Source organism: Bacterioplanes sanyensis (assembly GCF_002237535.1).
Taxonomy (GTDB): Bacteria; Pseudomonadota; Gammaproteobacteria; order Pseudomonadales; family Oceanobacteraceae; genus Bacterioplanes; species Bacterioplanes sanyensis_A.
In genome coordinates, this window is record NZ_CP022530.1 from 3,354,066 (window position 1) to 3,366,825 (window position 12,760).

Below are 12,760 nucleotides of genomic sequence, written 5' to 3' on the forward strand. Positions count from 1 at the left end.
GACATGATGCCGATGACGGCGTCCAAAAACGTCACCAACACACCAGCACATTGTACAGATGCGTAATGCAGCCAGCCTGACTACAATGCGCGGCATTCTAACAGTGCGAGGGCATCATGCCAGCTTTCTCTTCATCCAATGCGCCCGGTTTGCGGCGTATGCCCGCCGAATGGGAGCCACAATGCGCCATGCAGTTGACCTGGCCCCATGCCGACAGCGACTGGGGACCACACCTGGCGCGCGTCGAGCCGGTGTTTCACGCCATCGTCGCAGCCGCGTGTCGCCAGCAAGCGGTGATTATTGCGTGCCACGACCAGGCGCTGAAAACACGTCTGCAGCGCCATTATCAGCAGCAACCGAACGTGCACTGCTGGCTCGCCGCCAGCAACGACACCTGGGCCCGCGATCACGGTCCGATCAGTTGCTACAACAACGGCCAGCTGCAGCTGCATGACTTCGTATTTAACGGCTGGGGCAACAAGTACGACTGCACCCATGACAATGCCATCAGCCAGCAGTTGGCTGAGCAAGGCGCCTACCCTGTTACAGAACTGCAGCCCCACTCCCTGGTACTGGAAGGCGGCAGCTTAGAAAGTGACGGCCAAGGCACCTTACTGACCACAGAGCAGTGCCTGCTTAACCCCAATCGCAACCCAGACCTCACTCGCGCGGAGCTGGAGCAACGGCTGCAACAAACCCTCGGTTTTGAGCGGGTGTTATGGCTGGCCCACGGCCACCTGGAAGGCGACGACACTGACGCTCACATCGACACACTGGCACGTTTTGCCAGCCCCAATACGATTGTTTATTCTCAGGCTGAGCGCAGCGATGAACACTGGCCATCATTGCATGCGATGGAACAAGAGTTACAGGCCATGCGCCAACACAGCGGCGAGCCCTATCAGTTGATTCCTCTGCCATTGCCCGAAGCGCAATTCAATGGCGACGGCGAGCGCTTACCCGCCACCTACGCCAACTTCTTGATCATCAACCAGGCCGTATTGGCTCCGATTTATGGGGTCGAACAAGACCAAGCGGCAATAGAAGCACTGGCCAGGGCGTTCCCACAGCACTTAGTGGTGCCGATCAACTGTCGCCCAATCATTGAACAATTCGGCTCACTGCATTGCCTGACCATGCAGATTCACACTCAGGAGGAACACCCATGTCGCTGACGGTGGCACTGGTCCAACAAGCCTTTATCGATGACTACACCACCACCCTGGCGCGCACCGAGCAACACATTCGCGCAGCCGCCAGCCAAGGGGCGGAGCTGATTTGCTTGCAAGAGCTGCACGCCGGTCCGTACTTTTGCCAGCATCAAAGCGACGCTTTGTTTGACATGGCAGAGGCGCTGGATGGCCCCACCGCCACAGCACTCGGCGCCTTGGCTGAAGAGCTGAAGGTGGTAATCGTCGGGTCTATTTTTGAGCGCCGGGCCAAGGGCCTGTACCACAACACCGCTTTGGTGTTTGACCGCAGCGCTGTTCTGGCGGGGTTTTATCGCAAGATGCACATTCCCGACGACCCAGGCTTTTATGAAAAGTACTACTTCACCCCAGGGGATGCCGAGCAGCCAGGCTTTGCTCCCATCCACACCTCTGTCGGCAAACTCGGCGTGTTGGTGTGCTGGGATCAGTGGTACCCGGAGGCCGCACGACTGATGGCGCTGGCAGACGCCGACTTGCTGATCTATCCCACCGCCATTGGCTGGGAGCCCGCCGAAGAGGAAGCAGAAAAGCAACGCCAGCGCGACGCCTGGATGTTGGTTCAACGCGGTCATGCCGTGGCCAACAACCTGCCGGTCGTCGCCATCAATCGCATTGGTCATGAAACTGACCCAAGCGGCGCCAGCGATGGCATCGACTTCTGGGGCAACAGTTTTGTGTGCGGCCCGCAAGGAGAGTTGTTGCTCCACGCAGAGCACCAGCAAGAGGCGCTGCTAATGACTGAGATCGATCTAGCACGCTGCGAGCAGGTGCGGCGTATCTGGCCGTACCTGCGTGATCGTCGCGTCGATGCTTACGCCGACATCAACAAGCGCTATCGCGACTGAGGTATTGGCGTAAATCATCTCAGCCCCGGCTTGTACAAGGACCTCACTGACCTAGTATTACTGACGCCTTTTCGCATTCCGCCTGTCGTCGGGGCTGACTGCACATGGACTTACAGGAGTTCAGCCATGACCTTTGAACCGACTTTCGCCGCGCCAACAAGCACGTTTGCAAGCTCACCCACGCCCGCCAGTCCAGCAACAGGGCCAAGTTGGCGCTGTTTGTGGCCAGTTTGCATCGTGGCGTTAAGCTGGCTGCTGCTAAGCCCTGAGGCTCTGGCGGACATTGAAGAGATACCGCCTGAGCAGCTGACCGAGGAATACATTCGCGATACTACAGTGATTGTGCCGGTGCGAGCGCCCAGTCAGCCGCAGCAAACCGTTAACGCCACGGTATCACCGGCCCAAGCGCCCTATTCTCCTGGCAGCAATGCGCGCCAAGCGATGGTGATTGAACAGGGGGTTATTCTGCCACCGGACATGTCCGAGCAAACCCAGCAACAACTAATGAGCAGCTTATCGCAGCAGTTCAACAATCCGGCGTTGAACCCGAACATCGGTTTGAGTGAGCAGTATTTGCGCGATGCACTCAATTTGCAGGCCGGCCAACCGATCAACCTAGATGAGCTGCGCTTCCCCACCAATATCACGCCAGATCAATCCTTAATCGGCGGCCTTGACTACCTACTGACGCCCGGACAGCTGACCATTTCCATCCCCAACAGCAGCAGTTACCCTGAACGCCAATACACCACACCTGGCGGTGAGTACTACATCAATGTGACCAATCAACGCATTGAGTTCACGCTGGACATTGATAGTCAAAACAGGCCATAAGCGCAGTCGGCGAGTCACATTTTTTAACAAACGACGCATGTAAATGCGTCGTCATTCAGCTCAAATCGCCCACTTATATATAAAAATCAATCACTTAAAAGCAGAACCAGCGTCCAACTGCAAAACCATACAAGTATGGCGATTTGTCTATTTTTTCGGTAAGGTCATGGCATTATAAAAATAAGAGCGACCTAGCCATGGATTTCTCACCCTTTTCCGTCGCCGCGCTGCGCGCCGCTCCACAGACATTGTGGATTGGCCAATACAAACTGGAATACCAGGCTTTCAGCCAACCGCAGAATCGCCACCAACCGGCGGTCATTTTTCTGGGCGGGGCATTTCAAAGTTTTGGGTCGTTCCGCCACGAAGTTGAGCGCGTACTCAGTACGCACCCGGTGATTTTGCTCGATTTGCCATCTCAAGGCAGCAACCGCCAACTGGCGCCAGAACTATCACTGGCCGACTACGCCGATCTATTGCATGCCTTCGTGCAAAAACAGCAGCTCGAGCAGGTAATATTACTGGGCATTAGCTATGGCTCAGCGATGGCGTCGATTTATGCCAGCCAACACCCGCAGCAAGTAGACAAGTTATTGCTGTCGGGCATCACTTGTTTTCGTCGCCACAGTTTAATTACCCTGCTGGAAGACTCGTTGGCGTTACTCCAGCAAGGCGAAATGGACGCTTTTGCCACCACAGCGGTGTGCAATTTGATTAACCACAGTCGACTTGAGCAAACCGAGGTCAGCCCAACCTACCGCAAATTGCTGTACCGCCAAATTGCTCGCTTGGACAACAACGAACGCGCGCGTTACGCACAAAATACTCAACGGCTGCTGGATTTCACCGGCTTTGATCAGTTTCCAACCGTGCCAACACTGGTGGCCACGGGTGAGTTCGATAATTTCACTTTGCCGTCCGAAAATGCGGCGTTTGCCAGCCAATGCGCGCAAGGCCAGTTTGCAGTAATTCATAATGCCGATCACCTGGCGCAGTTTGAACGCCGTGAACCGGCCTGCAACTTGTTTCATCGCTTTTTGTGCGGTGAGTCCATCGACGGGATCGACGGCACCAGCTTGTATTCGGCGCGTCAGTTCGCCAGCGGCAATCGTCGCTTACAAGGACGGGAGCGGCCACTGGAGCAGCCGTATACATTGATTGATGAGGCCAGTGGCAAAACGCATACTGTGCGCATCAGTAACATTAATTTTGCAGGATGCGTTATCCAGCAATTACAGCCCGATCTGGCATTAAACGAACATTGCCAGCATCTGTACCTGCAATTGCCAGAAGCCGGCGGGTGTTTCCATATCCGTATTCTGGAGCGAGAACGCCAACAGCTGCGCTGCTTAATTATTCAGCGCAATCTCAAGCAAGCCGATCAACTGCGCCACTACTTACGCCACCACGTCCCGATGATTCGCCAGGAATCGCCAGCCCTCGACAGTCAGCTGGCTTGATTAAATACGGCGCAGCGGCGGCAGCGATTCCAGCAGCAGCCGCCCATAGCGCTGGGTGCCTAAGCGTTTATCCAAAATACTGATACGGCCACGGTCACTTTCTTTGCGAATCAATCGGCCACAAGCCTGCACCAGGCGAATCGACGCTGCCGGCAGTGTCAGCTCCATAAACGCATTGCGACCGCGGCTTTCCAGCCATTCGCTGGTCGCCGCCTGAATCGGATCGTCGGGCACAGCAAAGGGAATTTTCACTATCACCACATGAGTCACATAATCGCCGGGTAAATCGATTCCTTCTGCAAAACTGGCCAGACCAAAAATCACATTGCCCTGGCCATCATCAATGCGTTGCTTATGGCGTTTGACGATTTCAGCCTTGGGCAAAAAGCCCTGACACAATAGCGAATCGTACCAATCCGACAGCACGGCATCGCGAGTGGCCTCTAGCTGCGCACGTGAACTGAACAGCACCAGTGTGGCACGCGATAAATCGACCGACTCTCGCAACCACTGCTCCACATCCTGCTGAAATTGATCGCTTTTAGGATCAGACGCCAGCGAAACCAATTCCAGTTCGCCAGCGGCACTGTAATCAAACGGACTGGCAACGCGATGAAACGACGACCAATCCGGCAAACCTGATTCCCACTGCAATTTATTAAAACTGTTGAGCGCCGTCAGCGTCGCCGAGGTCACCACCGCGCCATAACAGCGCCACCATAAATTGCGGCGCAACTGGTCGGCAATGGCGATGGGTGAGGCACTGAGGCGAATATCCCAGTCATCCCCCATTGGCACTCGACTTAGCCAACGCGCTACCGGTAAAGCGCCTTCTTCTTCCTCGGCGCACAACCAGGACAAGGCTTCCGATAATTGCTCAGCCCGCGCCAGCATCATCGCCATCGGCGTATGCCAGTTTTCCGCCACCTCTCGTTGAAAATCGCCGTGCTCTTTGGGGTCCAACGAGGTTTGCAAACTGTCGTTTAATTTATCCAGAGTCTGCAATAAAGGCTGCAACGGGCCTTTTAAATTGGTCAATAAATCACGTAAATTGCTGGGCAATTGACCAAATTCGTAGCGCAAACGGTCGTTATCGCCGAGCTGCTCTAGTAGCAACGGCCACAATAAACTGAGGCTTTGAATCAACGACTGAATCTGCCCTGGGGCTTCGCTCAGCGAATGCATCAAGGCCGGCGGAATACCGGCATCTGCAATAAATTGCTCAAGCCCTTTTTCCAACTGTTTTAACCACTGACGCTGACCACGGGCGCCGATTTCCAAACGAAAGTGATTCAGTGCTTTCTCGGCCAAATGGTGACCTTCGTCAAACACGTACAGGGTTTTATCCGGAGCCGGTAACACGGCGCCGCCACCTAAGGACAAATCCGCCAACACCAAATCGTGGTTGGCAACAATGACGTCAGCGTTTTCCATCGCTTCACGCGCTTTATAAAACGCGCAATTGCTAAAATGCGGGCAGCGCCGATTAGAGCACTCACGGTGAGTCGCAGTGACATGATGCCATTGCGATGGCTCAATTTCGTCTTGCCAGCGATCGCGATCGCCATCCCAACTGCCACGCCCGTAAGCGGCCAGCATGGTTTCATACAGTTCTTTATCTTGCTCTTCGGGACTTTGGTCGAATAAATCGATGGTGGTGGATAATATTCCCGACAATTGCTGCAGCGCTTTGTCCAATTTCAGCAGGCACAAATACCGCCCTCGCCCTTTTGCCAAGGCAAAATTAAACGGCATGGATAAGGTTTTTTTCAGCGCAGGTAAGTCTTTATCCAGAATCTGTTCCTGCAGGGCGACGGTTGCCGTCGACACCAACAGTTTCTTTTCTCGCTCGACGGCAATGGGTAAAGACGCCAACAAATAGGCCAAGGTCTTACCGGTACCCGTGCCCGCTTCCACCACCACAATGCCTTGATCGTTCGTGCGTTGGCCTTTTTCATCCTCACTGATGGCGCCCAGCGCTTTGGCAATTTCTGCGATCATTACCCGCTGGCCATAGCGCGGCGTCAGCCCCATGGCAGCAATACATTCACGGTACAAAGCCTGAATACGTTGTTTGGTGTCGTTATTGAGCATATTAATCCGTCAGACTTTGCCAGCCGCGATTGCGGTGGACCGTGAGTGGCCAACCGTCAACATCCAGCTCGATGCCATCGCGTGTCACCGCTTGCAACACCACATCGGTAGCGATGCGTTCGCCTTCAGACCAAACACGGCCGTTCATGGTGACCTGTCGCTGGCTGGCGACACTGGAGTAAATGTGGCCGGTAATAATTAAATCTGGCACTTTGCGCAGCGCCGACAATGGCGGCAGGGTACGCTGTGTAACGCGTGGCTTAGTATTCACAGGCTCGCTGGCGTGTTGGCTGACCTGGTTGAGATCGTCTGCCCCGCTCTCTACCTTGCTCCCTACATTACTATCTGCCGCGTTAACAGCGTTCGCCAGCGCGGCATCTCGTGTGACGGCGACAGCGGGCTCGGCTGCCACCACCGATGGCGGTGTTAGCCGACTGACTGGCGGCTGCAAAGTCGCGCCATCTTGTTCATTTTTAGTGTTGCCCTGCACTGGTGATAAAAACGCATCGGATGCGACTTGAGGCATTTGTATATTCAGTGACAAGCCAGGTTCAGCCTCAGGCGTAGGATCGTTCACGGGCTCAGACTGCGGCCACAACAGTACCGCCAGCGCCAGCAATAAGCTCAATAACACTGGCAGCCAAAAATGCAGCGGCAAACGCGACTCTTCTTCCGTTGCCTCAAACGTCGGGCGAATAACTGCAATGGGCTGCTGCTCATGCTGCTGCTGGGATTTGCGCAGCGCATCCAAAATATACGACATCAGCTGCCCTCCCTTTGCAGAGCTAATAAGGTTCGTGGGCCCACGATGCGGTCTGCCGTTAACCCTTGCTGCGCCTGAAACTGCGCGATGCGATTGGCCAGTAAGGGGTCGTACAGGGTTTCTGGCAAAACTGCCGCCTGCCCTTGCGGCGCAATGGTTTGCCAGCCGCTCGACCACGGCATGCCCAAGCGTTGTCGCAGCCAAGGCACTAGGGTGCTGTTTTCTCCCGGTCGCAACAGTCCGTCATAGCCTGGCGGTGGCTGCCACAAAATCAGTGCTTGGCCAGCGTAGTTGTTGGCTTGCAATGCCTGCGGCGACTGCCATTGACGATCATCCAAACGCTGCAACAAAGCCGGGAACGCCACTGTGCTGACCTCGTTAAACGCCCAGTTCACCCACAAACAGCGCCAGCCATCGTTTAACAATTGATCGCAAGTGTTGGCGGCCAGCCCCTGCTCACGCGCCAGCCGGACTACCGGATCAGACAGCGCATCCACACTAGGCGGTTCATTTTCAGTGAGTTCAGGCACGGGGGAGTTCAGTAGCAGCGCAACAGGCGGCACCCACTGCACTGCCATCAAGAACAGCAACGGCAACATAAACGTCGCCATTATGGCAGGCCAATAGCGCAGCCAGTTCCGAACTTGATGAGGTAGGATTTCTTTTTTCGCGCCCACCACCCGCGCCGCGCTGACGCGCTGTTCCGAGTGCGCGTATGCACCTAATAGCGCGCGGTCGGCCAAGGCATTGAGCAATCTCGGCACACCGCCACTGGCGCGCCACAAACGCTTGGCGGCAGCAGCAGTAAAACGCCCTGGCTGGCCACCGGCAGCTTGCATGCGATGATCCAAATACGCCATCACTTGACGCGCACGCAATACCGGTAGGTGATAGCGTGCGGTGATGCGTTGATTAAGCTGGCGTAATTGATGCTGCTGCAGCAAGTCGCGCAATTCTGGCTGACCGACCAAGATCAAGGTCAATAACTTCGCTTGATCGGTTTCCAAATTGGTCAATAAACGGATCTGCTCCAACAGAGGCGCAGGCATCGACTGCGCTTCATCCACCACAACGATGACGCGCTCACCTTGGGCATACCAGTTCAACAACTGTCGGTTTAAACGGTCGTACAGTTGCTTGTGCGAATCGCTCAACTGGTAATCAATGCCAAGCTCATCGCACAACGACTGCAGCAACTCCAGCGCTGACAACTGCGGATTAAACACGTAGGCGGTGCGCACTTTGTCCAGGCTTTGGTTAAGAAACGCGCGGCATAAGGTCGTTTTCCCGGTACCCACTTCACCGGTCAGGCAAATCAACCCACCGTGCCCGGTGAGGCTGTATTGCAGATGCGCCAACGCCTCCTCATGCGCTGGCGAGGGGTATAAAAAAGCAGGGTCCGGCGCAATGGTGAACGGAAAACGGGCTAAGCCAAAGTGCTGTAGGTACATGCCAAAACCGATGGCCAAAACAAAAGCGGCATCATACCGGATTTAGCCCACCAAAGTGAGCATGCTGCCATGCGAAAACCGAGCACCTTACCAGTGATAGGCCCAGTCCAACTGGATATGCGATTGGCGGGCGAAATGCGGCCTGATATCGTCCGCTGCCACACTCACCGCCAGCGACTGCGAGCCAATATCGCCCTGCCAACCCAGCTTAACTTGCCGATCGTGATAGGCCGCCAATGCCAGATGGCCTTCGCCCACAGGCAATTGATATTCAACGCCAAACTGCTGGTAGCGGTCGTGCTGCAGCGCTTGCAGTTCCAGCCGCCACGGCGTGTAACCCACACGCGCCTGATAGCGCGATTGAATGCGCTTGGTGACGTCTTGCTGACCAGAGCGGCCCGAGGCAATGCCATTGCTGCTGCAAGCGCGTGTGCCCGTGTCGCCGAAATTGATGCAACCCTCAGTAAACGCAGCGTCTTTCAGCCACAAACGATTGAAGGCATCTTGTACATCGAGTTGCAGGTGCCACTGCGACCAGCGCCGTGATAATTGCAAATCCAGACTCACGCCATGTCCGTTGGGCACGCTGGCTTGATAGTCGAGGATTTTATCGTCATTAAATTGATAATCGATGGTGGCAGAGGCTTCGCCATCGCGAATATTGCCGTGCAGCTCACCAAACTGAAAATGACTGACTTGATACCAGGTCAACGTCGGTTGCCAGTGCCAGCCGGCCCAATCGCCCTGCCAAGCCAGCCTCAAGCCATCGGCAATGAAGTGCTCGACTTCCAACTCCAGGCGGCCACTGCCTTGATGGTCACGCCCTTGCTCTAAATCGCGATAAAACTGCGCTGTGGCATGGTTAAAGCGCAACGAGTAATAGCGCCGCTGCTGCCAACCCAAGCGCCAGTCCTGCCACATCACTCCCACTTCACGCTGCAAATCGGCGTAGCCATGATCGCCACGATCAAATGCACTGCTCCAGCCGTACATCATCGAGTGCAACGGTACCGCCTCACTGCTGGCGCGAAAATCGCCACTCACATACAGGCCAGCGGCCTGACTGGTCGTTGCCAGCCACAGCAACGACCAGCTAATACTGCGTTTCATCAACCACCTAATACCAAAAATTCACCGTCGGCAAAGCGGGCAACGTAGACACCGTTTTGCTCTTCACGAATAACGCCCAACAACACATTGCGGTAACTGATGTACGCCACCGCATCACAATCTTTGGCCAGCAGCTCAGAGCGATTAATCAAGCCGCACGCGCCCGTCGCCTCGTCTGCGTTGTCGTCGCGCTCATACTCCACGCGACTGGCAATGCTGACGCCGATACTTTCACCATCAGCATTGCCCAGCAAGGTAACGCCGCCACGAAACACCACCAGAGCACCCAATTCGGTGGCCACGGTGATGTCTTGATCATCGCGTGTTGCCGAGGACAACCGCGTTAGATACGACAGGTACAAGCTCTGTGCACGCTCGCCAGTGGGCAGGATATCCACCAGATAGTCGTAGTCATAACCAGCAGAAACCGCCGCCTCCCACACATCCGCTTGTTTGCGTGTCAGATTCAGACGCACGATGCCAAGCGGTGCACGACTGACGTTGTCACCAGCACCGTCCACCAGCTCATGCGCCAATAGCGCTGCCAGCGAGTCAATTCCCTGCGCGTTGGCTGCCACCAATTTGCCATCCAACGGCTGATCAAAGCCACTCACCAACGCTCCATGTTGCGCTTGATCGTACTGGATTTGATAAATACCGCGAGACGGCATTACAAAACTCGACAGCTGTCCGTCGTCGACAATGGACTGAAAACTGACGTCGCCATCCACTTCGGTGCGATCCGGACAAGACAGAATTTCGTCGTTATCGCCGACCAGACACTTGCGCAGATTTTGCTGGCCATCCACGCTGAACAGCTCAAAGCGATTGGTACCGATACCTTGGGTGTACACAGTCATGTATTGCAGTGGCCGCTGCTGGCCGTCGATTTCTGCCGTGTCATCGCCCACGCGGATGCGAAACAAATTCGGCTCAATGGTGGGCACGTCCGCTTCTGGGCGAGCGACAAAAAAGTCATCCAACTCCGGCCACACCGAATCGGAATAATAATCCGGCGCACCGCTGGCCTTGCCGGTCAAGGTCAGCTCCATTTGATCGCGCAGCTCGACTTCTTCCCCCTGCTCGACCACCGTGCCTTTGACCGGGCCTTGCACCAGCAACCCCAGTGACGCGGTGGTAACGTTGTAGTGATAGCGCAACTCAGGTTTCAGCGGGTCTTTCACGCCGATTAACGAAGCATCGAACACCAAGCGCAAGCTTTGCTCCTCATAGCCCAGCCGCACTTCTGGCCAATCGAAGGTATACCCGAGCGCATCGCGACACGGCATCTGCTCACAATAATCGCCATCAAGGCTGGGATACGCTGGCAGCGCGCGACCGTCTTCGTCTTCGTCGAATACCAAGCGTAAGCGGTTGAGCCGCTGCTCCTGCTCTCCGGCACTGTTGGTCACGGTGACGGGGTTGAATCGCAACGTCTGGCCTGCGGCCTGTAAGGTACCGTCGATAAAGATATCAAAGGCAAAATAGCTGTCGTCGCCTTCACCAGCGACATCCAACAGCACTGGCGCAAAAGTGAGAGTGAGATCATGGCCTTCGCTTTGCACTCGCAGCGCTTGCGCAGCGCCATCGTAGCTGGTGCCTGCCGGCAAAGCTGGGCACTGACCATTGAGACAAGCGATGTAATCCTGTGACAGCGACAACAACTGCTCGCGGGTGCTGGCAAACGTCGGCGACAAACCGTCGTACACCTCTTCGATACGGTCGTAATAGGCGGCAACGCGGTCAGCGTACTGCGGATCAACAAAACTCGGGAGACAATCTGCCGCCGCGCCCTCGCGCCCACAGGTGTTGGCGTCATCGCCAGCGAAGTTCACCAGCCGCTGGTTTAAGTCCTTGATAAACAATTTGGCGTTGGCCAGCTGATCCAACCACAGTCCTACATCCTCGCTGGACACCGCTACTTGCGTCATGGCATCACTTTGCTGAGCGTCGCGGTGCTGCGCCAGCAGTGTCAGAGCCGAGTCCACCTCAGTAGGCAGTTGCGCTTGCACACTGCGCAAATAATCAATGTTGTCGGCCAGAAGCTGATGCGCCGCCTGATAAATATCAAAACGACTCAGGCGAGTCGGGTCTTCGTCTTTTTGTGGCAGCTGACCGCCGTCTTGCAGCAACTGATCAATCACCTGATTCAACCACTGCGGCACCGACAGCTGCTGCTCCATCGCCAGCTGTTGCGCCGCGGCCACCACCGCGCCGTGGGCAATGGACTGGGTCAGCGCGGCACTGTTCATATCGGTCGACTGAAATAACTGCGACGGCGCCAGCGGCCGTGTGGCAATCACATCGGGCAAATCAAACAAGCGCGACACCCATAAGTTGCCGTATTCGATGCGGTACGGACTGTACACCCCAGCGGTCGGTGTATTCGGCTGGTCCAGCCCTGGGGTTTGATCGTCAATGTAGTGGGTGTATGCCACGGCGCTGGCCAGATGCGTCAACCAGTTAACATTGATGCGCATGCCGTTGGCAATGCGGCCAACACCAGCGCGCAGCTCCAGCGGTTCTTCCTCGCTAAAACCCAGCTCACCCAAATACGCCGTTCCCGCACAACCAGACACCAGCTCACAGCGCTGTTTGGTGTTGTCGTCACTGCGTAAAATCATCACGTATGGCTGACCGCTGTTGTCACCGTCGGTCGACACCTCAAAATATGCGGTGGGCGCGGTACTGGCTTTAAACCCGGCCAATATCGGATTACCAGCATCATCTTGCTCTTGCAGTGGTTGCCCCTGGCTGTTCAGCGGCACGGCAAACAATTGCGCTGAGCTGATATTGGAAGCACCGGCGTAACCGTTGGCAGAATTAAGCGGTTTGGCGTTGCCGCCAGAGGAGGAAGTGGAGTTGCCGCTGCAACCGGCCAGCAAGGCGGCCAACAGCCAAACAACGGGAGCTGCGCGTGAGATCATAATTATTCTTCTGATTATTGTGAGAGGCTCGATTGTAATAACAATTGCCTGTCAGACTAAAGCCT

Annotated in this window: 9 protein-coding genes; 4 read left to right on the top strand and 5 right to left on the bottom strand. The window is 55.7% G+C overall.

All coding sequences use genetic code 11. From position 1 onward, the window contains the following. Positions 1-116 precede the first annotated feature (116 nt). From CHH28_RS15480 to CHH28_RS15495, 4 genes are all read left to right on the top strand, one after another. Positions 117-1,175, top strand: a complete 1,059-nt coding sequence (locus CHH28_RS15480; protein WP_094061163.1) for an agmatine deiminase family protein — start codon at positions 117-119, stop codon at positions 1,173-1,175. Continuing rightward, complete coding sequence (locus tag CHH28_RS15485; RefSeq protein ID WP_094061164.1) at positions 1,166-2,056, top strand: carbon-nitrogen hydrolase; 891 nt, start codon at positions 1,166-1,168, stop codon at positions 2,054-2,056. Before CHH28_RS15480 ends, CHH28_RS15485 begins: the two co-directional genes overlap by 10 nt. 237 nt (positions 2,057-2,293) lie before the next feature. Continuing rightward, positions 2,294-2,890, top strand: a complete 597-nt coding sequence (locus CHH28_RS15490; RefSeq protein WP_094061165.1) for a hypothetical protein — start codon at positions 2,294-2,296, stop codon at positions 2,888-2,890. A gap of 197 nt (positions 2,891-3,087) precedes the next feature. Beyond that, positions 3,088-4,350: an alpha/beta fold hydrolase gene (locus CHH28_RS15495; protein ID WP_094061166.1), complete on the top strand. Its 1,263-nt coding sequence runs from the start codon at positions 3,088-3,090 to the stop codon at positions 4,348-4,350. Here the strand turns inward: CHH28_RS15495 and dinG are convergent, their stop codons facing one another. The 5 genes from dinG to CHH28_RS15520 all read right to left on the bottom strand — a co-directional run bounded on the left by dinG (position 4,351) and on the right by CHH28_RS15520 (position 12,695). Then, complete coding sequence (dinG, locus tag CHH28_RS15500; protein WP_094061167.1) at positions 4,351-6,444, bottom strand: ATP-dependent DNA helicase DinG; 2,094 nt, start codon at positions 6,442-6,444, stop codon at positions 4,351-4,353. It abuts the gene before it with no gap. 1 nt (position 6,445) lies between these two features. Further along, positions 6,446-7,207 (bottom strand): general secretion pathway protein GspB, encoded by a 762-nt coding sequence (locus CHH28_RS15505; RefSeq protein WP_094061168.1) that lies wholly within the window; start codon positions 7,205-7,207, stop codon positions 6,446-6,448. Next, positions 7,207-8,658, bottom strand: a complete 1,452-nt coding sequence (locus CHH28_RS15510) for an ExeA family protein (protein ID WP_157729945.1) — start codon at positions 8,656-8,658, stop codon at positions 7,207-7,209. The genes CHH28_RS15505 and CHH28_RS15510 overlap by 1 nt, the downstream gene beginning before the upstream one ends. A gap of 87 nt (positions 8,659-8,745) precedes the next feature. Continuing rightward, the gene (locus CHH28_RS15515; protein ID WP_094061170.1) at positions 8,746-9,768 is read right to left on the bottom strand and encodes a hypothetical protein; all 1,023 of its coding nucleotides are present in this window, start codon (positions 9,766-9,768) and stop codon (positions 8,746-8,748) included. Further along, positions 9,768-12,695: a hypothetical protein gene (locus CHH28_RS15520; RefSeq protein ID WP_094061171.1), complete on the bottom strand. Its 2,928-nt coding sequence runs from the start codon at positions 12,693-12,695 to the stop codon at positions 9,768-9,770. The genes CHH28_RS15515 and CHH28_RS15520 overlap by 1 nt, the downstream gene beginning before the upstream one ends. Between the last annotated feature and the right edge of the window lie 65 nt (positions 12,696-12,760).

Bases quoted from the DNA above. Each gene is read 5' to 3' on its own strand.
- CHH28_RS15505 (WP_094061168.1), bottom strand. From the start codon at position 7,207: ATGTCGTATATTTTGGATGCGCTGCGCAAATCCCAGCAGCAGCATGAG.
- CHH28_RS15480 (WP_094061163.1), top strand. From the start codon at position 117: ATGCCAGCTTTCTCTTCATCCAATGCGCCCGGTTTGCGGCGTATGCCC.
- CHH28_RS15515 (WP_094061170.1), bottom strand. From the start codon at position 9,768: ATGAAACGCAGTATTAGCTGGTCGTTGCTGTGGCTGGCAACGACCAGT.
- CHH28_RS15485 (WP_094061164.1), top strand. From the start codon at position 1,166: ATGTCGCTGACGGTGGCACTGGTCCAACAAGCCTTTATCGATGACTAC.
- CHH28_RS15510 (WP_157729945.1), bottom strand. From the start codon at position 8,658: ATGTACCTACAGCACTTTGGCTTAGCCCGTTTTCCGTTCACCATTGCG.
- CHH28_RS15520 (WP_094061171.1), bottom strand. From the start codon at position 12,695: ATGATCTCACGCGCAGCTCCCGTTGTTTGGCTGTTGGCCGCCTTGCTG.
- CHH28_RS15495 (WP_094061166.1), top strand. From the start codon at position 3,088: ATGGATTTCTCACCCTTTTCCGTCGCCGCGCTGCGCGCCGCTCCACAG.
- dinG (WP_094061167.1), bottom strand. From the start codon at position 6,444: ATGCTCAATAACGACACCAAACAACGTATTCAGGCTTTGTACCGTGAA.